This is a genomic window from Pseudomonas sp. Z4-7 (genome assembly GCF_051131965.1).
Classification (GTDB): domain Bacteria; phylum Pseudomonadota; class Gammaproteobacteria; order Pseudomonadales; family Pseudomonadaceae; genus Aquipseudomonas.
On the sequence record NZ_CP071642.1, the window covers coordinates 5,275,810 to 5,295,992 of the forward strand.

At 62.2% G+C, this 20,183-nt stretch carries 18 protein-coding genes; 8 read left to right on the forward strand and 10 right to left on the reverse strand.

Annotation, left to right across the window (positions count from 1 at the left end; all coding sequences use genetic code 11):
• Positions 1–93 precede the first annotated feature (93 nt).
• Positions 94–1,335: a TIGR03862 family flavoprotein gene (locus J3P91_RS23700; RefSeq protein WP_434601899.1), complete on the forward strand. Its 1,242-nt coding sequence runs from the start codon at positions 94–96 to the stop codon at positions 1,333–1,335.
• Positions 1,336–1,470: 135 nt separating this feature from the next.
• Here the strand turns inward: J3P91_RS23700 and J3P91_RS23705 are convergent, their stop codons facing one another.
• From J3P91_RS23705 to J3P91_RS23725, 5 genes are all read right to left on the reverse strand, one after another.
• A complete protein-coding gene (locus tag J3P91_RS23705) occupies positions 1,471–2,808 on the reverse strand; it encodes a DEAD/DEAH box helicase (RefSeq protein WP_434571654.1) in 1,338 nt (445 codons plus the stop codon).
• A 58-nt stretch (positions 2,809–2,866) separates the two neighbouring features.
• Positions 2,867–3,769, reverse strand: a complete 903-nt coding sequence (gene yedA / locus J3P91_RS23710) for a drug/metabolite exporter YedA (RefSeq protein WP_434571653.1) — start codon at positions 3,767–3,769, stop codon at positions 2,867–2,869.
• A gap of 207 nt (positions 3,770–3,976) precedes the next feature.
• Positions 3,977–4,588, reverse strand: coding sequence for a 3'-5' exonuclease (locus tag J3P91_RS23715; RefSeq protein ID WP_434571652.1), 612 nt, complete (start codon positions 4,586–4,588; stop codon positions 3,977–3,979).
• Positions 4,589–4,609: 21 nt separating this feature from the next.
• A complete protein-coding gene (locus J3P91_RS23720) occupies positions 4,610–5,089 on the reverse strand; it encodes an NYN domain-containing protein (RefSeq protein WP_030140338.1) in 480 nt (159 codons plus the stop codon).
• 128 nt (positions 5,090–5,217) lie between these two features.
• Positions 5,218–5,988 (reverse strand): DUF2076 domain-containing protein, encoded by a 771-nt coding sequence (locus tag J3P91_RS23725; RefSeq protein WP_434601900.1) that lies wholly within the window; start codon positions 5,986–5,988, stop codon positions 5,218–5,220.
• Positions 5,989–6,164: 176 nt separating this feature from the next.
• Here J3P91_RS23725 and J3P91_RS23730 point away from each other — a divergent pair, with 176 nt between their 5' ends.
• From J3P91_RS23730 to J3P91_RS23740, 3 genes are all read left to right on the forward strand, one after another.
• The gene (locus tag J3P91_RS23730) at positions 6,165–6,824 is read left to right on the forward strand and encodes a YciC family protein (RefSeq protein ID WP_434601901.1); all 660 of its coding nucleotides are present in this window, start codon (positions 6,165–6,167) and stop codon (positions 6,822–6,824) included.
• A complete protein-coding gene (locus tag J3P91_RS23735; RefSeq protein WP_434601902.1) occupies positions 6,821–7,900 on the forward strand; it encodes an endonuclease/exonuclease/phosphatase family protein in 1,080 nt (359 codons plus the stop codon). Before J3P91_RS23730 ends, J3P91_RS23735 begins: the two co-directional genes overlap by 4 nt.
• 150 nt (positions 7,901–8,050) lie before the next feature.
• Complete coding sequence (locus J3P91_RS23740; protein WP_434601903.1) at positions 8,051–9,634, forward strand: glycosyltransferase family 4 protein; 1,584 nt, start codon at positions 8,051–8,053, stop codon at positions 9,632–9,634.
• 3 nt (positions 9,635–9,637) lie between these two features.
• On the opposite strand, the gene hrpB is transcribed toward J3P91_RS23740, so the two are convergent.
• A complete protein-coding gene (hrpB, locus tag J3P91_RS23745) occupies positions 9,638–12,154 on the reverse strand; it encodes an ATP-dependent helicase HrpB (protein WP_434601904.1) in 2,517 nt (838 codons plus the stop codon).
• A 95-nt stretch (positions 12,155–12,249) separates the two neighbouring features.
• Here hrpB and J3P91_RS23750 point away from each other — a divergent pair, with 95 nt between their 5' ends.
• Together J3P91_RS23750 and J3P91_RS23755 are read left to right on the forward strand one after the other, a co-directional pair.
• Positions 12,250–12,669 (forward strand): polyribonucleotide nucleotidyltransferase, encoded by a 420-nt coding sequence (locus J3P91_RS23750; protein WP_434571645.1) that lies wholly within the window; start codon positions 12,250–12,252, stop codon positions 12,667–12,669.
• Positions 12,670–12,696: 27 nt separating this feature from the next.
• Positions 12,697–13,590 carry a cation diffusion facilitator family transporter gene (locus tag J3P91_RS23755; protein WP_434601905.1) on the forward strand — a complete coding sequence of 298 codons (894 nt, stop codon included), beginning with the start codon at positions 12,697–12,699 and terminating at the stop codon, positions 13,588–13,590.
• Positions 13,591–13,720: 130 nt separating this feature from the next.
• Here the strand turns inward: J3P91_RS23755 and J3P91_RS23760 are convergent, their stop codons facing one another.
• On the reverse strand, positions 13,721–14,701 hold the full coding sequence (locus J3P91_RS23760; protein WP_434601907.1) for a DUF6515 family protein: 981 nt from the start codon (positions 14,699–14,701) through the stop codon (positions 13,721–13,723).
• Positions 14,702–15,115: 414 nt separating this feature from the next.
• Between J3P91_RS23760 and J3P91_RS23765 the strand changes: the two genes are divergently transcribed.
• Together J3P91_RS23765 and J3P91_RS23770 are read left to right on the forward strand one after the other, a co-directional pair.
• Positions 15,116–15,595 (forward strand): Lrp/AsnC family transcriptional regulator, encoded by a 480-nt coding sequence (locus J3P91_RS23765; protein WP_305498616.1) that lies wholly within the window; start codon positions 15,116–15,118, stop codon positions 15,593–15,595.
• Positions 15,596–15,821: 226 nt separating this feature from the next.
• Positions 15,822–16,031: a DUF2788 domain-containing protein gene (locus J3P91_RS23770; protein WP_305498615.1), complete on the forward strand. Its 210-nt coding sequence runs from the start codon at positions 15,822–15,824 to the stop codon at positions 16,029–16,031.
• Here J3P91_RS23770 and J3P91_RS23775 read toward each other — a convergent pair.
• The 3 genes from J3P91_RS23775 to J3P91_RS23785 form a co-directional block, all read right to left on the reverse strand.
• Complete coding sequence (locus J3P91_RS23775) at positions 16,026–16,592, reverse strand: pseudouridine synthase (protein WP_434574092.1); 567 nt, start codon at positions 16,590–16,592, stop codon at positions 16,026–16,028. The two genes, J3P91_RS23770 and J3P91_RS23775, sit on opposite strands and share 6 nt — an antisense overlap.
• Before the next feature lie 145 nt (positions 16,593–16,737).
• On the reverse strand, positions 16,738–18,237 hold the full coding sequence (gene amn, locus J3P91_RS23780) for an AMP nucleosidase (RefSeq protein ID WP_305501175.1): 1,500 nt from the start codon (positions 18,235–18,237) through the stop codon (positions 16,738–16,740).
• A 285-nt stretch (positions 18,238–18,522) separates the two neighbouring features.
• Positions 18,523–20,172 carry an acyl-CoA dehydrogenase family protein gene (locus tag J3P91_RS23785; RefSeq protein WP_434601908.1) on the reverse strand — a complete coding sequence of 550 codons (1,650 nt, stop codon included), beginning with the start codon at positions 20,170–20,172 and terminating at the stop codon, positions 18,523–18,525.
• Positions 20,173–20,183: the final 11 nt, after the last annotated feature.

The window sequence follows — 20,183 nt, forward strand, 5'->3', positions numbered from 1 at the left end:
TCACCGCAATCGCGAGCAAGCTCGCTCCCACAGGGATATCAGTGAAGCGTGCTGGTAGAATGCCCCGCCTACTCCTGCCCCCACAGCCCGATCATGACCTCGACCACCAAGCCTTCCACTCCAAACATCGCCATCATCGGCGGCGGCCCCGCCGGCCTCATGGCGGCCGAGGTGTTGAGCCAGGCCGGCCTCCAGGTCGACCTGTACGACGGCATGCCATCGGTGGGCAGGAAATTTCTGCTGGCCGGTGTCGGCGGCATGAATATCACTCACTCGGAAGCTTTCCCGGCGTTCCTCTCCCGCTACGGCGAACGCACGCCGAATATCGCCCCGCTGCTGCGGGCATTCGGCGCCGATGAGTTGTGCGAATGGATTCACGGCCTGGGCATCGACACCTTTGTCGGCAGCTCCGGGCGGGTATTTCCTACCGATATGAAGGCCGCCCCGCTGCTGCGCGCCTGGCTCAAGCGCCTGCGCGACGCCGGCGTGGTGATTCATACGCGCCACCGCTGGCTTGGCTGGAATGCCGACGGCAGCCTGCGCATTGCCAGCCCGGACGGGGAAAAGGCCCTACAGCCCGACGCGACCTTATTGGCGCTGGGAGGCGGCAGTTGGTCACGCCTGGGCTCCGACGGTGCCTGGATGTTGCCGCTGGAACAGCGCGGCGTCCTCCTCGCGCCCTTGCAGCCAAGCAACTGCGGGTTCGATGTGCCGGGCTGGAGCGATCTGATGATCGCCAAATTTGCCGGCACCCCACTGAAGAACATTGCCATCGGCCTCGACGATGACGTGCCACGCCTCGGCGAATGCGTCATCACCGCCACCGGCATCGAGGGCAGCCTGATCTATGCGCTATCGGCGCGGATTCGTGAGGCTATCAACCAACACGGCAGCGCGACCATTCATCTGGATCTTCTGCCGGGCCGGCCTGTGGACAAGATTCTCCTGGCATTGAGCAAGCCGCGCGGTTCTCGCTCGATGGCCAAGCATCTGCACAGCCAGTTGGGGCTCGACGGGGTCAAGGCAGCGTTGTTACGGGAACTGACTTCAGCCGATTGTTTTGCCGACATGGCGCGGCTGGCCCAGGCGATCAAGGCATTGCCGGTCACGCTGGTGAAAACCCGTCCGCTGGACGAAGCCATTAGCAGTGCCGGCGGCGTGACCTTCGAGGCACTCGATGAGCGACTGATGCTCAAGCAAGTGCCCGGCGTTTTCTGCGCGGGAGAGATGATCGATTGGGAAGCGCCGACTGGCGGATACTTGCTTACGGCATGCTTTGCCAGCGGTCGTGCGGCGGGGTTGGGGATGGTGGAGTGGCTACAGCGCCAGGCTTGAAATCTTTGTTGCCGCCTTCGCGAGCGGGCTCGCTCCCACAGGGATCGGGCGCTGGACACCAGAGCGGTGAACACCACAGAGCCCTTGTGGGAGCGAGCCTGCTCGCGAAAGCAATCTATCCGACGCAGCAAATCATCAAGGCTTACGCTTGCGCGGCCCGGTATTGAACACTGGCACTTTTCGCACAGGTTTCACCGAAGGCTCCACCGGCCCCGAGTCGCCACTGTCCACCCACTTGCCAAGGTTGCGCTTGCCGCCACCGCCGGAAGCTTTCGGTTTCTTCGGCTTTTTCGGTTTCTTGATCACCTGGCCGCTGGCATCGGTTTCCGGCACGCGATGCTCAGGTTCGAAATCATGTTCCATCTGCCGGGGCAATGCCTGGCGGGTCAGGGTTTCAATGGCCGACAGCAGATTCACTTCATCGGCGCAGACCAGGGAAATCGCCTGCCCGGTGGCACCCGCACGGCCCGTACGGCCGATACGGTGGATGTAGTCCTCGGCGACGATCGGCAAATCGAAGTTCACCACCAGCGGCAAGTCCTCGATGTCCAAGCCACGGGCCGCGACGTCGGTGGCCACCAGGATCTGCACTTCGCTGGCCTTGAAACGATCCAGCGCACGCTGGCGGGTCGCCTGGGGTTTGTCGCCGTGGATGCCATCGGCGTTGACGCCCAGGCCCTGGAGTTTTTCCACCAGTGCATCGACGCCGTTGCGGGTCTTGGCAAATACCAGCACCTGCTTCCACTTGTGCTTGCGCATCAGGTGGATGAACAGTTCCGGCTTGCGCTTCTTGTCCACCGTCACCACCCATTGCTTGACGGTGTTGGCGGCCACGTTGCGCGGGCTCACTTCGATGCTCAGCGGGTCGTTGAGCATCTGCCCGGCCAGTAGGCGGATCGCATCGGAGAAGGTCGCCGAGAACAGCAAGGTCTGGCGCTTCTTCGGCAGGGCCTTATAGATGTTCGCCAGTTCCTCGGAGAAGCCCAGGTCGAGCATGCGGTCGGCCTCGTCCAGCACCAGGGTCTGCAACTGATTGAACTTCAGCGCGTTCTGGCGGAACAGGTCGAGCAAGCGGCCCGGCGTGGCGACCAACAGATCGACGCCTTTGCGCAGCTTCATCATTTGCGGGTTGATGCTGACACCGCCGTACACGGCGTAGGTGCTCAGCGGCAGGTTCTGGGCGTACTGGCGCACGCTTTCGTGGACCTGCTCGGCCAGCTCGCGGGTCGGCACAAGGATCAGCGCGCGCACCGAGTTGGCGGCAACTTTCGGCCCTTCGGTGGTCAACAACTGCAACAGCGGCACGGCGAAACCGGCGGTCTTGCCGGTGCCGGTCTGGGCTGCGGCCATCAGGTCGCGACCGGCGAGCACCGCCGGCATGGCTTGGGCCTGGACTGGGGTCGGCGTCTGGTAGCCGAGCGTCTCGAGGGCGCGCAGCAGGGGTTCGATCAGGCCAAGAGTGGCGAAAGTCATGGAGATACCGTAGGAAAAATCAGCGCAAGGTGTGCAATGCGCGGCAGTTTACCCTAAATCATGATTCGGCCGGTGCGGGCTTGGGCTTGCGCCACTGCGGCAACCCGATCAGGACCACGGCGCTGATAATCACCAGCATCGCCAAGGCCTCTTCGATACCGATGGTTTCCCCGGCGAAGACGATCCCCAGCAACACCGCCACCGCCGGGTTGACATAGGCGTAGCTGGTGGCTGCGGCCGGACGCACATGCTTGAGCAAGTACATGTAGGCGTTGAAGGCGATGATCGAACCGAAACCGATCAGATAGACCAGCGCGAACCAGCCTTCCAGCGGCGGCATGCTTTCCAGGCGCTCGCCACTGGCGAAGCTGCCGATCAACAGCACCACGCCGGCCACCAGCATCTCCACGGCGCTGGCCATCGCTCCCGCCGGCAACGGCAGGTGTTTGCTCAACACCGAGCCGAAGGCCCAGGAAGCCGCCGCAAACACCAACAAGGCCGCCCCCATCGGGCTCGATTGCAGGTTGGAACCGAGGTTGAGCATGGCGATACCGATCAGCCCCAATACAATCCCGGCCCATTCCAGACGGGTATTACGCGCGCCCCAGAAATATCCGCAGAGCAAGGTAAACAAAGGCACCGTCGCCACGGCCAACGCCGCCACGCCCGAGGCCACGCCCATATGCTCGGCGATACTCACCGCGCCATTGCCGAACGTCAGCAACAACACCCCAATCAGCGCCCCGGCCTTCCACTGCGCCCAGGTCGGCGCCGGTGCCCCGCGCCAGCGCAGGAAGCCATACATCAACGACCCGGCGATCACGAAACGAATCCCGGCCAGCAGCAAGGGCGGCCAATGCTCGACGCCGATGCGAATCACCAGATAGGTCGATCCCCAGATGACGTACAAAGCGAAGAAGGCAGCGATCAATGGCAACGGAAAACGGCGTGGGCCAGGCATGTTCAGCTCGAAGTCAGGACGATGAAACCTGTCATTCTAAAAAGGCAATCGACGGAAATTAAGTTACAAAATCTGTTTATCCGAGCCATACACTTTTCATTGTGGGAGCGAGCCTGCTCGCGAAGGCGTCCGCCCTGCCAACATCTGTGGTGGCTGACACACTGCTTTCGCGAGCAGGCTCGCTCCCACAGGAGAGTTGTGCAGTGTTCAGAACCCGCGATGGCGCTTGAGATGCTCGTTGATCTTCGCTGCCGGCACCTTCTGCAAGCTGCACAGCAGGTCATGGGACAGCTCTCGCAACCCATGCTTTTGCCGCAGCTCCGAGGCCAGGTGCGCGGTGAGGTTGGCGGCCATTTCGGCGTCGGCCATGGCCCGGTGAGCCTGGCCGGTGTGAGGCAGGCCGGCGAAAGCATTGAGCGTGCCGAGCTTGTGGTTCGGCGCCGCTGGCATCAGGCGTCGGGCCAACAGCAGTGAACAGGCAAAATTCTGCAGGCGGGTGCGCTTGATTCGTCCCAGTTCGAAGTCCCAGAACTTCTGGTCGAACGCGGCATTGTGAGCCAGCAGCGGCGTGATGCCGACGAACTCGTTGACCTCGTTCATGACCTTTTCCGCTGGCGGTGCGCTGCGCAGCATGGCATTGCTGATACCGGTCAGTTGCTCGATGAAGGCCGGGACGCGCACGCCGGCGTTCATCAGGCTCTGGTAACGGTCGACTATCCGGCCTTGCTCAAGTATCACCACGGCAATTTCGGTGGCCCGGCAACCGCTGCTCGGGGTGATGCCGGTGGTTTCAAAGTCGATGACTGCGATACGTTCCAAACCGGTGGGGCTCCTTGAAAATCAGTTCTTGAGCAGCAACGCGCCTTCGATCGGCACGTAGCGGCTGGCGGCGCGGATCAGCGAGTTGGCGGTCAACCCAGGGACTCCATAGGCCACAGCCTGCACGCCGTGTTTGCTGATGATGCGTTCGAGCAACATGTCGAAATCGCCATCACCGGAGGCCAGGACCACCTCGTCGACATGGTCGGCGGCGTCCATGATGTCCAGGGTGATGCCCACGTCCCAGTCGCCCTTGGCCGAGCCGTCGCTGCGCTGGATATAGGGCTTGAGTTTCACGGTGAACCCCAGGTTGCGCAGGATCTGCTGGAACTGCTGTTGCTTGCTGTCACCGCGATCGATCGCGTAGGCATAGGCCTCGACGATCTGCCCCTGCTTGCTCACATCGGCCCACAGCGCGGCATAGTTGAAGTGGCAACCATAGGCCTGGCGCACGGTGTAGTAGAGGTTCTGGACATCGGCGAACACTGCGATTTTTTTCACCGCGTTTCCTCTTGAATGCACACGCGCGCAGGCCACCCGGGCCGAAAAGTCGCCCAGTATGCCAGTCTCGAGGAGCGTTCCGCGAATAATCGGCCCGAGGCGCCAGGGCGCCCCGGACGAACGGCGGATCAGACGAAAGAGTCGTCGTCGCCGAACAAGGACGAATCGTCGCTGTAGTCGGCGTCGCTGAAACCGCCCTGGTCGTTGCCATAGCTATTGTTGCCGTCGCTAACGCTGTCGGCCACGCGCTGATCATCGCCCCAACCGGTGCCACCGTTGTTGGCGGCGTCATTGACCGGCTGGGCCGGCTCTTCCTTGAGGACCTCGACGATCTCCTGGGGTTGATTGCTGTGGAACAGGCTACTGATGCCCTGGGCGAGCATCACACCACCGGCCACGCCCGCCGCGGTTTTCAAGGCGCCACCGAGAAAGCTGCCCGCCGCCGGGGCCTGCTGTTGCGGCGCGGCATAGTTGCCGGGCGCAGCGCCAAAGCCTGGCTGGGCCGGTGTGCTGAAGGAAGGCCGCGCAGGTTCGCGCCAGCCGCCACCGCTGGATGCCGGTGCGCTTGCTGGTCGTGAATCACGGTTGCTGCCACCGAAGATACTCGAAAGGAAACCACCGCCGCCGCTTGGCGCCGAAGTCTGGCTTCGGGCCTGCTGCAATTCGCCCTGCAATTGCTCGACCTGTTGGGCGAGCTGTCTGTTCTGCTCGTCCAGGCGCTTGATCGCCGCCTCTTGCACCAGGATCGCCTGGGCCATGAAATAGCCCGCCGCAGGCTGGTTGGCCAAGTGTTCCTTGATCCGCGCCTCGGCCTGGGCGTCGCGCGGGGCTGAATCCTTTTCGGCCTGCTGCAGCCGTGAAAACAGTCCATCGATCAGGGTTTGTTCTTCGCTGTTCATGGCGACCTCATCAGATTGCCGGATTAAAACCAGGCCGGTCGCAAAGACCGGTGCGATTCAGTAATGGGGATGCGCAGGAAGCTTTCAATGGTCTTTACCTGATGTTTACGTTTGCTTGTGCGGTCGCTTCATCGGTTAAAGTGTCGGACCGCTTTTTCGAACTGCGATACCGACTCATGAATCCGTTAGAAGTACTGCGTGACTCCTTGTATTTTTTCAAGCGCAACCTGGGCCGGATCGCCCAGCTGTGCCTGCCGCTGGTAATACTTGAGGCGGTCCTCCAACAAGGGGTGGACAGCGCCATCGGCGCCGACGGTTTCTCCGGCTACAGCGTGATCGTCGGTCTCCTCGTGTACCCGCTGTATACCGCGGCGTTGATCCTGTTTCTCGATGCCCGCAGTCGCGGCGAAGCCCCGCGTGCCCGTGACTTGCTCGCGGCAGCCCTCCTCCAGTGGCCGCGCTTCGCCTTGCTGACCGCCCTTAATACGTTGCTGATCCTGATCGGCATTTCCTTGTACTTCCTGCCGGGGTTGTGGCTGATGGTCGTCCTCGCCTTCGGTGAATACCTGTTGGTTTTGCAGGGCATGGCGCCCTTGGCGGCCATGAAGGAAAGCGCGCGCCTGAGTCGAGGCAATTTCTGGCGAATCCTGTTATGCATCCTCGCCGTAATGGTCCCGTTGTGGCTGCTCAAGGGCGCCAGCGTCTCGGTGTATCCGCCGCCGCAGAACCCCTTCATCAGTTTGCTGATCGACAGCGTCCACAGTTTCCTGCAACTGTTCACCACCGTGGTGCTGTTCCGAATGTTCATGTTGATTGCAGAAAAACCCGAGCCATGACCCGTCTGCTGCGATACACCTTGCTGGGCCTGTTGTTGCTCGTCGGCATTGCAGCCTTTTCCATCTATGGCCCGACCTGGCGCCCACAGGCCCGGGAAGCGATGCCCGTCAGCTGCGCCGCGAACGCCCCACCGCTGGTGCCCGGCCAAGCCCTGAAGGTGATGACCTGGAACGTCCAGTTCCTGGCTGGCAAGCGCTACGTGTTCTGGCACGACCTGGCCGAGGGCGACGATGAAAGCCCGACCCCGGAAGACATGGCCTTCAGCCTCGACGAAGTGGCACGGGTCATTCGCGACGAACAGCCGGACGTGGTGCTATTGCAGGAACTCGACAACGGCGCCAAGGCCAGCGACTACCAGAACCAGCTCAAGCTCTTGCAGGAACGGCTGGCCGACCTCTATCCCTGCGGCACCAGCGCTTTTGACTGGAAAGCCGACTTCATTCCCAGCCCACATATCTTCGGCAGCGTTGGCCGCCAGTTGGCGACGCTGAGCCGCTATCGCATCGACCACGCCGAGCGGGTGCAATTGCCGGTGGCCGAGGCGAACTTCATCACCCGCCAGTTCCAGCCGAAAAATGCCTTGCTGGTGAGTTACCTGCCCCTGAGCGGCGGCGGCCAACTGGCGGTGCTCAATACACATCTGGAGCGGGCCACCCAGCCGGACGACACTGCGCGCGCGCAAGTCAGCGCGATAGCCAAGGCCTTGGACAAGCTTGAATCCGCCGGCACTCCCTGGCTGGCCGGGGGAGACTTCAACCTGTTACCCCTGGGCCAATACCGACGCCTGCCCACCGAGCAACGCTCACCCTACTCCGCCGACAGCGAATTGCACCTGCTGTGGGACAAATACCCGATGATCCCCACCAACAACGAGGCCAGCGGCATCGACCGCGCAAACTGGCTGACCCACTACCCCAACGATCCCGGCCTCAACGGCCCCGACCGGACCGTCGATTACCTGTTCTACAGCCCCCGCCTCAAACGGGTCGAAGCCCAGGTCCGGCAGGACGATACGTTGCGCATTTCCGATCATTTGCCGGTGATCGCGCGGTTTCTGTTGCCGGCGATGCCCTGACCGCAGTGACCAGCAGCGCAAAAATTTAAAGCTGCGCACCCTCTATGCAGACAATCACTTGCAATATCCAGAACCACATACCTGCAACTCATTTATTCCTGCCAACTAAGCAAGGGGCTAATATCTGCAAACCCAATAAGAGTTCAACCGATGATTACTCCAGTCGACGCGGCGCCCAACCCCCACACAGAAAGTCTATGCAGCGCGCCTAAATACGCTTGGGCAAAGTCCATACTATTTGTACAGAACTATCAGGGAACCGGTGGCACCGAAAATATTGGAAACATGTTGGCCCAGCACAACAGCGGAGCCAAAGGTGCCCAGCTGAAACTCAGTAACGCGACACTTATTGATGTCACCCTGAAGGGCGACGGTAGTAAATTCCCTCTGCACAACCACATCACGCAAACCGACCAGAACGGTATCACCAGAACAACGCTGGAAGTGATAGCCTGGGATTCGAACAGCGACTTCAGCGACATACAGTCACAAGCGGGGCGCCATATCGGAAGGGGGCCATTCGGGCTGGCAATAGAAAAAATCTGTCTGAAAAACTATTTCCTGAACCTGGGTCACAAGACGACAAAATCCGAAACAACAACCAACGCCCAGAGCAATGCCAATCGACTTGACGGCGTACTTATAAAATCGCCGGACGGCTTCGAATTGAACCCGTCAGCGATCGCCAGCATGAAGGAGGCCATAGAGGACGCCGCGCCTCATGTCGTTTATGTTGCACAAGACCATGCCACTACGCTGGTCACTGAGGCAATCAAGCAGCTGAACGATGTTCGGCCAATTGGGGAACGGATTGGAATAGTCTACGGTATCCACCGGGAAGACCTTTCAGTAGAGGACACGTTGAACAATGAAAAGGACTTCTGCGTGGCAACAAATATGCGGGCATCTTATGGCGCTATCCAGGTCGCAGTGGTCTGTTCTCGCTCGGCGGGACAAAACTATGCAAGTGTCGGTGGCAACCCATACGCATTGAAAGAAGTTGAAAACGGTACCGATTGCGAAAAATTTGCTCGTAACGATAAAGCACGCCACCAATTCAGAGAACAGCATGATATTCCACAAGACGCCAAGGTCATCACCTTGGCCGGCAGATACTCGCCCGAAAAAGACATGACTGCATGCGTCAGAATAATCAGCGAAGTGTTACAAAGACCAGGTAATGAAGCCGTACATTTTGTCGGATGCGGCGCGATGTTAAGTTCGGATAACCGCGATCTGCAAAATCTGCTGAAAAATACGCTGGGCGACCTTCAGTCATTAAAGGAGCGCATTCATTTTCTCGGCTTTCAGGACATGCCAGCGGTGATGTCCGCGACGGACATCGTCCTTTCTACTTCCCGGACCGAATCCTGGGGCCTTACATTGCTGGAGGCAGCGGCCGCGGGGTGTATAGCCGTTTATTCTGACCTACCCGGTACACGCAATGCCATGGGCCGCCTCGCTGAAGATTACAGCCTGTGTGTCAAACGACAGCAGGCCGAAAAAACCGACCCGCTTTTTCCGAACTACAGAATGCTATCCGATGAATCCATTGGTGAGTTTGTCGATAAATTGCAGGAAGCGCTGGCGTTAAGCGAAGATCCTGAAGCCAGACAAGCGCATCTGGATCGGGCCAGGGAAACCGATATATCAAAGATGTATGACGGCTACCTCGAAGCATTCCAGCAGGCCTATCAGAAAGCCAATTCAACCTTGGCTGGTTTCCCGTTTTGAAAACTAGCGTCTAGGCTTGGCCCGCGCCGTCGCCTCCGCCACCAGCGGGTCGTCCGGCCAGTAGTGCTTGGGATACCGTCCTTTGAGATCCTTCTTCACCTCGGCGTAAGTACTACGCCAGAAGTTCGCCAGGTCCTGGGTCACTTGCACTGGTCGGCGCGCGGGCGATAGCAGGTGCAGCTTGACCACCTGCCGACCACCGGCGATACGTGGGGTGTCGGCCAGGCCGAAAAGCTCCTGCAAGCGCACCGCCAGAATAGGTGGGTGTTCGCTGTAATCCAGGCGAATCGATGAACCGGAAGGCACGCTCAAGTGCTGCGGCGCGAGTTCGTCCAGCCTTTGCGGCAGAGGCCAGGGCAACCGGTTACGGACGATGCTCGACAGATCCAGGTTGGCAAAATGACTAAGGCGCGACACCCGGCCCAGATATGGCATCAACCAGTCTTCAAGACTGAGCAGCAACGCCGCATCGCTGACGTCCGGCCACTCGCTGTCGCCCTTGGTATCCAGGTCGAGCCGACGCAACAGCGCCACCCGCGCCTGCCACTGACGCAGCTCCAGCGTCCACGGCAACAACTCCAACCCCTTGCGCCGTACCAGGTTCACCAGCGCCCGGCTGCGGGCAGATTCATCCAGGCCGGTCAATGGCTCGCGGCTAAGCACCAGTTCACCGACCTTGCGCTGGCGCTCGGCCCGCAGCACGCCTTCGCGCTCGTCCCAATCCAGTTGGTCTTCGGTACGTACTTGCTCTGCCAGCACCGAATCGAACAGCAGCGGATCGAAATCCGTCGCCAGGTAGATCCGTTCTTCCCGCTGGCCTTGGCGACTTCCCAGTTCGGCAATCACCAACCACGGTTGCTTCATCAAGCTGTCGGCCTCGGCAAACAGCGCCGCGCGCCCATTCGCCAGGCGATATTCCGCGCCGCCGGGTCGCCGCTGTTGCGCGACGCGATCCGGATAGGCCAGCGCCAACAGCGCGCCAAGCCAGCGCGGATGCTCGGGATCGGCGACCGCTTCCTCGGCCTTTCCGCGCAAGTAGCCACGATATTGCCGGGCCAATTGCCGCGCCCGCTGCACACCGCCCTGAGCGCCGCGTGCCGCTCGTTCCTCGCCGGACAGCAACGCCAGGCGACTGTGCAAATCCGCGCCGGCGCCTCGAAGAATGTCGCGCTCGCCCAACAGCGCCGCGACATTGCAGGCCATGTCCGCCAGCCCCAGCGCCTGGCCCCGCAGCAGCAAGTGCGCGATGCGCGGATGGGCCGGCAGCTCGGCCATGGCCTGGCCGTGCCGAGTCAGTTGTCCACCGTCCAGCGCACCCAGGCGCTGCAATAAGTCCCGCGCCTGGGCATACGCGGCGGTTGGCGGGACGTCGAGCCACGTCAACTGCTGCGGCGTCACGCCCCAGCGGCTCAATTGCAGGGCCAGCCCGGCCAGGTCCGCCGAGAGAATCTCGGCGCTGCCGTAGGCCGCCAGCTGTTTATGCTGGTCTTCGGACCACAACCGGTAACACACCCCCGGCTCCAGTCGCCCGGCCCGGCCGGCCCGTTGGGTGGCGCTGGCGCGGGAGATACGCTGGGTATCGAGGCGGGTCATGCCACTGCCCGGGTCGAAGCGCGGTACGCGGGCGAGCCCGGCATCGACCACCACCCGCACACCGTTGATGGTCAGGCTGGTCTCGGCGATGTTAGTAGCGAGCACCACTTTGCGCTGGCCGGGCGGTGCCGGATCGATGGCGGCGCGCTGGGCGGCCAGGTCCAGCTCGCCATGCAGCGGACACAGCAACACGTTGCCGCCCTCGCCCAAGGCTTCGGCCAATTGTTGATGAACGCGGCGAATCTCCGCCTGCCCCGGCAGGAACACCAGCACGCTGCCGGTTTCGTCGTGCAGCGCTTCGAGGAGGGTCTGCACCAGTCGCGGCTCGATGAATTCGCCGGGCTGGAATGGCCGGCCCCAGCGCACCGTCACCGGGAACATGCGTCCTTCGCTGCGCAGGATCGGCGCATCGTCCAGCAACCCGGCCAGGCGCTCGCCTTCCAGGGTCGCGGACATCAGCAGGATTTTCAGCGGCTGCTCGTCACGAAACAGCTCACGGCCATTGAGGCTCAAGGCCAAGGCAAGGTCGGCGTCGAGGCTGCGCTCGTGGAATTCATCGAAAATCAACAGCCCCACGCCATCCAGTGCCGGGTCATCCTGTAGGCGACGGGTGAGGATGCCTTCGGTGACCACTTCAATGCGGGTTTTCGGCCCGACCTTGCTGTCGAGGCGAATCCGGTAGCCCACGGTTTCGCCGACCTTTTCCCCCAGTTCGCTGGCCAGGCGCTCGGCCGCCGCCCGTGCCGCCAGGCGCCGGGGTTCGAGCATCAGAATGGTCTGCCCGGCCAGCCACGGCTCGTTCAACAGGGCCAAGGGAACACGGGTGGTCTTACCGGCACCGGGGGGCGCTTCGAGCACCGCTTCGTGGCGCGACGCCAAGGCTTGGCGCAGGGCCGGTAGAACTTCATCAATCGGCAAAGAAATCATGCTGGCTCCAAAACAGAGGGCCGAGTATAACGGCGAACTGTTTAGCGTGGTCTGGACTCCAACCAGCAACGCCCTTACCTGCTCAGGAGATTGTTATGCGTATTCCCTTTCGCGTGATCGGCGGCGTGCTGGTCGCCAGCCTGCTGACCCAGATCAGCGCCTGTGGCTCGATCTTCTACCCCGACCGTCGCGGCCAGATCGAGGGCAAGATCGACCCGGCCATCGCCGCGCTCGACGCCGTCGGCCTGCTGTTCTACATCATCCCCGGCCTGATCGCCTTTGCCGTGGATTTTGCCACCGGCGCGATCTATTTCGAGCCGGGCAGAAGCGTGCAGATCGAACCGGAGAAACTCAAGCCGGCCATCAACGCCGACGGCACGGTCAATAATCAGAAGCTGCAAGCCATCCTGGAGCGCGAGCTGGGCCGCAGCTTCCCGCTGGACGACCCGCGCCTGATCCAGCACAAGGGCAACGTGCAACAACTGGCCACGCTCGGTCTCGTACCCGCCGCGTAAGAGGCGCAGCCCAAGGAAGACCGCGCCATGACCACCAGCGCCGAACATGCTCGCCTGCTACGCCTGGCCACCCGCGCATCGGTGGCCGTGGCGTGCATTCTGATCATTGCCAAGGCGCTGGCCTGGTGGCTCAGCGGCTCGGTGAGCATGCTCGCCGGCCTGACCGACTCGGCGCTGGACGGCGTCACCTCGTTGCTCAATCTGCTGGCGGTGCATTACGCCCTGCGACCGGCGGATGATGATCATCGCTACGGGCATGGCAAGGCTGAATCGTTGGCCGGCATGGCCCAGGCACTCTTCATCGGCGGCAGTGCGGTGCTGATCGCGTTGCAGGCATACGAACGACTCAAGCAGCCGCTGCCGGTCGAGGCGCCCTGGCTCAGTGTCGGCGTGATCGTGTTTTCCCTGGCACTGACCCTGGCGCTGCTGGCGTTGCAGCATCGGGTCGTGCGCGCCACCGGCTCCAACGCCGTGCGCGCCGACTCGCTACACTACCGCTCGGACCTGTTGCTCAACGGCAGCATCCTGGTAGCCCTGGTCCTGGCAGGGTTCGGCTGGTACCAGCTCGATGCCTGGTTCGGCCTGGGCATCGCCGCGTACATCCTCTGGAGCGCAGTGCAGATTGCCCGGGAAAGCTTCGCCGTGCTGATGGATGAAGAGCTGCCGCCGGACGTCAGCCGGCACATGCTCGAACTGGCCTGCGCGGTGCCCGGCGTGGTCGGCGCCCATGACCTGCGCACACGAATCTCCGGCAACCACTGGTTCGTGCAGTTGCACCTGGAATTGCCGGGCGAGCTGACCCTGTCAGTGGCCCACGGCATCAGCGACCAGGCCGCCGATGCGATCCATCGCGCTTATCCGAAGGCCGAGGTGCTGGTGCATGCCGATCCGTTGGAGGTAGTAAAGCGCACCGACGCTTGATGCCGTCACCGTGGCGAGGAAGCTTGCTCCCGCTCGGTTGCGCAGCGACCGCAAGATCTTAGGGCCGCTGCGCAGCCCAGCGGGAGCAAGCTCCCTCGCCACGGGGAGCTGTTTTTTCTATTTCGAGTAATCAGTACGTCACCTGATACCCACGACTGCTCAAGCAATCACCTTGGGCCCGGCGATAGGTCTGCACCACTTCCGGCGCCGGTGGGTAGGTATAGGTGCGCGGGTCGAAACCACTCTGCTGCACCGCCCAGCGATAGCAATCGTAGCCGTCCTGGTTGACCTGCTCGGGCGACTGGCCGTTGGCCGGATAAGCCACCACGTCGAAGCTGTTGCCCTGGGGCTGCGGCTGCGGATTGGCGACCGGCGCCTCGACCACGACGTAGTCCCGGGTGTTGGCTTCATAAATGTAATAGGCACCGGCGGCGAGGAAAAACAGCGAGCTGCCGATCCAGACCTCACGGGCATAATCGGGCAGATAGCGGGTACGAATGCCCCGAGGCGGCTGCACCACGACATAACGCGGCCCTTGCGGGCGATACCAGTAGCCACCCGAGTAAAAATAATCCTGGCCGCGATAAGGCACGCGGTAATTCCGATCCGGGAAACGATCGATCACATACCCTGGCCGATATTGCGGCCCCTGCCCCCAACCGTTGCCATGGCCGTCCGGCCGACCGGGCCAGTGCTGATCGGGCCGATTGTCCTGGCCTGGACGCGGCCCGCCGTTCGGATAACCGTCGTTGCGCCGTGGAATGTCGCGGTAGTAGCCCGGTCGCGGCTCCTGGGTCTGGGTCACGCTGTCGGGCCGGCCCTGGATCGGCAGATTGTTGCCCGGTTGCTGTTGCGGCGGGCGGTTGTGTACGTTGGGGTCCTGCGGTGGACGCTCGTAGTGTTGCCCACCTGGAGATTGTGGCTGGACCTCGAACTGTCGGCTGTTATCGCCACGAATGATCTCGTTGCTTTGCGGCCGGGGCTGGCCTGAATAACCCGGGCCATTACCGTTTGGGCCGCCACGGTTCTGCTGATCATCCGCCATTCCCTGCGCACTGACACTTGCCCACAACAGACCAACACCTGCCAAACGCCAGATGCGCGACTTCATGAAATTCCTCACAGCGGTTCGGGGGCCTGAAAATAAGACTGGAAAAGCCCAGGCCGGTTCTGCGACAGGTTATCAGGCGCGGGGTTTATTTCGCAGGCATAAAAAAGGGAGGCCCGTCGGCCTCCCCTTGAGAATCTAGTCCGTGCGCGACGCTTGTGGCATCGGCTCACCTCACGCCGTCTTCTGGACAGTGTGCAGCTCGGGGGTCTGCCAGTACCTATGGGTACTGCGACCGCAGCCGGCCTGATTGGGCGGGCTGCACTGGACTGTTTGTCCGAGCAGTGATCTTGGTGGTAAGCATAGGCCCGAGGCGCCGGCAGATGATTGCTAAGATTGCTTGAATAAACACTACTTGCGCAATTTTTACCCTTGGATGGATAATCTTCCGCAATTAACCGGATAAAGGCCCGCTCAATGAGCAAACTCGACCGTTACGACCTGAGCATCCTGGCGGAATTGCAGCGCGATGCGCGCATCTCGAACCAGGAATTGGCCGAGCGCATCGGCCTGTCGCCCTCCCCCTGCTCGCGGCGGGTCAAGCAATTGGAAGACGATGGCTACATCACCCGCCAGGTTGCCCTGCTCGATCGCAAGATGCTCGGCCTGAGCCTGACGGCCTATGTGCTGATTGGCATGGACCGCCACACCCCCGACCGCTTCGAGACCTTCGAAGCCGCGATCCGCAACCTGCCGCAAGTGCTTGAATGCAGCCTGGTGACCGGCATCGACGCGGATTACCAACTGAAGGTGGTGGTGCCGGATATGGATCATTACCAGAAGCTGCTGCTGGGCCACCTGACCCGGATCGAAGGCGTCACCAGCGTGCGTTCGAGTTTTGTGCTGAACCAGGTGCTCAACAGTACCGAGCTGCCGCTTACCCACCTGCGCAGCTGAGAGCTTCTGTGGCGAGGGAGCTTGCTCCCGCTGGGTTGCGCAGCGACCCCAAATCTCCACTGGTTTTCGACTGCTGCGCAGTCGAGCGGGAGCAAGCTCCCTCGCCACAAAAAACAGCCCATGATTATCCGGGCTGCGACACACCGCCGCAGTCCGATCCTGCGCCCCGCCGCCATGCCGTATACTCGCCCTGCCTTTTCAACCCCGCCCACGCCGGAGTGCGCCGATGGATCCTGCTGTTTTCGAAGAGTGGATGATGACCGGACTGGTCAGCATCCTGATCATTTTCATGGGGTTCATCGTCTGGGACCTGGCGAAGAAATCCAAGGCCGGGCGTTTCGGCTCGTTCATCCTGTTTTTCGTGCTTGGCCTGGGCGTGGCGGCATTCATCATCAAGAGCGTGGTCATCGGTCTGATCGAATCCGGCTCGTTATAAACGCGCCGGTACCTCTTTCCACTGGCCCTGGTCGAGCCCTTCGATCGTCCAGTCACCGATCCTGACCCGCACCAGGCGCAGGGTCGGCAGGCCCACCGCGGCGGTCATGCGCCGCACCTGGCGGTTGCGCCCTTCACGTATCACCAGTTCCAGCCAACTCGTCGGCACGCTTTTGCGAAAGCGCACCGGTGGATTGCGCGGCCATAGTTGCGGTTCGTCCAGCTGACGGGCCTCGGCCGGCAGCGTCATACCGTCGTTCAACTCGACCCCATCACGCAAACGCTGCAGTTGCTCGTCGCTCGGCTCACCCTCGACTTGTACCCAGTACGTCTTGGCCAGTTTGTGCTTGGGATCGGCGATGCGCGCCTGCAACTGGCCGTCATTGGTCAGCAACAGCAATCCTTCGCTGTCGCGGTCCAGCCGACCGGCCGGGTAGATGCCCGGTACGTCGATGAAATCCTTGAGCGTGGCGCGCCCTTCGCCGTCGCTGAATTGCGTCAGCACGTCAAAAGGCTTGTTGAACAGGATCAGTTTCGCTTCGGCCGGCGGCGCCTTGGCCACACGGCGCGGGGTGGAAGCGGGAGGCTTCGCGCCAGGGCGGCGGGAAGCGGGGCGTGGAGGACGGGGCATGGCGGCAAGAATATCCAACGGTCGAGGCCGACATGCTAGTGGCCCGACCGTTAAATAACCACCGTTCAGGACGGCATCAGCGGAACGGCGGCTCGTCGAAGCTGCGCAGTTTGCGCGAGTGCAACGAGTTGAGTTCGTTGCGCAGCAGATCCAGCGCCGCGATCCCGATCTTGAGGTGCTGGTTGACCGCCCGCTCATAAAACGCGTTGGCCGAGCCCGGCAGCTTGATCTCGCTGTGCAGCGGCTTGTCCGAGACGCACAGCAACGTGCCGTATGGAACCCGCAAGCGGTAACCCTGGGCAGCGATGGTGCCGCTTTCCATGTCCACCGCCACGGCGCGGGACAGGTTGATCAATGGACGCTCCTGGGCCCAGCGCAATTCCCAGTTGCGGTCGTCGTAAGTCAGCACGGTGCCGGTGCGCAGGCGTTTTTTCAGCTCGTCGCCTTTTTCGCCAGTAATGTTCGCCGCCGCCTGCTGCAGCGCCAACTGCACTTCGGCCAGGGCCGGGATCGGGATGTTCGGCGGCACCACGCGGTCGAGGATGCCATCGCGGCGCATGTAGGCGTGGGCCAGGACGTAATCGCCGATCGTCTGGGACTGACGCAGGCCGCCGCAGTGGCCGATCATCAGCCAGCAATGCGGACGCAGCACGGCCAGGTGATCGGTGATGTTCTTGGCATTGGACGGACCAACGCCGATGTTCACCAGGGTCACGCCGTGGCCATCGCTGGCTTGCAAGTGATAGGCCGGCATCTGGTAGCGATGCCAGACCACGCCAGCGGCGATGGCCGAGGCTTCGCCGTGATCCATGTTCTTGTCGATGATCACGTTGCCCGGCAGCACCATGCGCACGAAACGCGGATCGCTGCGCAACTGCTCCAGCCCGTGGACGATGAACTGGTCGACATAGCGGTGATAGTTGGTCAGCAGAATCCAGGGCTGCACATGGCGCCAATCGCTGCCGGTGTAATGCACGAGCCGGCGCAGGGAGAAATCCACCCGCGCGGCGTCGAACAGCGCCAGGGGCAGCGGGTCGGTGTTTTCCCAATCGTAGAGGCCATCGGCGATGCCATCGGTGGCGGCCGAGAGATCGGTGCTGGGGAACACCCGCGCCAGCACCGCCGCCGTCACACCGGAACCGGCCAGTTCATCGCCCTGCTCCACCACATACGGGTACGGAATGTTCTGCTCACTGACGCCCACCTCGACGGTGACGGTGAAGTCGTGCATCAGCGGGACAAGCTGCTCGAGCAGGTATTTTCGAAATGCCGCCGGGTGGGTGACGGTGACGCTGTAGGTGCCCGGCAGCTGGACCTTGGCGTAGGCGCGGGTGGTCTGCGGGACTTCGCCATGGCAATGGTAGGTCAGGCGCAGGGCTGGATAGCGGAACAATGCGCGTTGCTCGGCATCCGGCTCGATGCGGTCCTTGAGATAACGCTTGAGCGCCTGGTTCAGCGCGGTGGTCGCACGCTCGTGCAGGGCCGCCAGCCGGTCCACGGCTTGCTCGGCGGTTTGAACGACAATAAACGCTTCGGTCACGATCAGCTTCCTGTGTTCTGACTTGCAGGCCTTCATCTTGCCTGCATCGTGGGCCGACGGGAACAGTGGCGTATTAGTTGCCCTTGCGCGGAGCCTTTTGCGGGAGCGGGCTTGCTCGCGAAAGCGGTGTATCAGCCACCATCGACGCTGAATGTACTGACGCCTTCGCGAGCAGGCTCGCTCCCACAGGGTTTGATGTTTACTCAGAAGTTGCGTGCTGCACAGGTCCACTGTGGGAGCGAGCTTGCTCGCGATAGCGGTGTATCAGGCAACATCGATGCTGAATGTACCGACGCCTTCGCGAGCAGGGGTATGGGTTGTTTAGAAGCCGTGCGGGGTCGAGCGGGCGACAATGGCTTCGACATTCAGGCCGCGGGGCAACGCGCCGTAGACCCGGCCGGTGGAACCCAGCCGGCTGGCGATGAAGGCATCGCTGACGTCGCTGTTCCCCGCTTCCAGCAACAGCCTGGCTTGCAGGCCGACGGCGATGTCTTCGGTCAATTGCCGGGCACGATACTGGATGTCATCGGTGTCCTTGAACGCTGCGTGCAACCGGTCGATATGGGTCGCCAGGCGATTGTCCCCATGGCCGTCGCCCAGTTCGTCGAACAGCACTTCCAACACGCCCGGCTCCTTGGACAGAGCGCGCAAGACGTCAAGGCACTGCACATTGCCGGAGCCTTCCCAGGTCGAATTGACCGGTGCCTCGCGGTACAGGCGCGGCAGGATGCTGTCCTCGACATAGCCGGCACCGCCCATGCACTCGGCCGCCTCGTTGATCATTGCCGGGGCGCGTTTGCAGATCCAGTATTTGCCCACCGCCGTCACCAGCCGGGCGAACTTGGCTTCATGCTCATCGTTCAGATGATCCATCGCCCGGCCCATGCGCAAGCTCAGCGCCAACGCAGCTTCGCTTTCCAGCGCCAGGTCGGCGAGTACGTTCTGCATCAGGGGCTGCTCACTCAACAACTTGCCGCCGACCTTGCGGTGCGCGCAATGGTGACTGGCCTGGGTCAGGGCCTGGCGCATAAGGGCACTGGAGCCGACCATGCAATCGAAGCGGGTCATGGCGACCATCTCGATGATCGTCGGCACGCCTCGGCCCTCTTCGCCGACCATCCAGGCCAGCGCACCACGGAACTCCACCTCGCTGGAGGCGTTGGAGCAATTGCCGAGTTTGTTTTTCAAACGCTGGATGTAGAACTGGTTGCGGGTGTCGTCCGGGCGGTGGCGCGGCAGCAAAAAGCAGGTCAGGCCCTTGTCGGTCTGGGCCAGGGTCAGGAAGGCATCGCACATCGGCGCCGAACAGAACCACTTGTGGCCCACCAGCTCATAGGCCTGGCCCGGGCCGCTGGCGCCTACCGGATACGCCTTGGTGGTGTTGGCGCGCACATCGGTGCCGCCCTGCTTCTCGGTCATCGCCATACCGAGAGTGACCCCGGCCTTGTGGGCCATGCCGACGTTACGTGGATCGTATTCGGTGGCGAGCACTTTCGGCACCCAGCGCTCGGCCAGGTCCGGTTGCAGGCGCAGGGCCGGCACACTGGCAAAGGTCATGGTCAACGGACAACCGGTGCCGGCTTCGGCCTGGCTGTGCAGGTACGTCATCGAGGCGCGGGCGACATGCGCGCCAGGTTGCGGGTGGGCCCACGGCAGGCTGGGCAGGCCATGTTCGATGGCGGTGCGCATCAGCTCGTGATAGGCAGGATGAAATTCCACCAGGTCGATACGATGGCCGTAACGGTCGTGGCTGGAAAATATCGGCTTGTTCTGGTTGGCCAGGAACCCCGCCTCCATCAACGGCCCGCCGGCCAGGGCACCATAGGCGTCAATCCGCGCCTGTGCCCACCCTGCGCCGAAACGCCGCGACCATTCTTGCAGCGGCAGGTCGATACGGTACAGGTTGGCGCCATCCAGGGACGGCGGCTGATTGGTGACGTCGTGGGTTTCGGCGAACTGGTGCAGGTTCATGACGGGGCTCC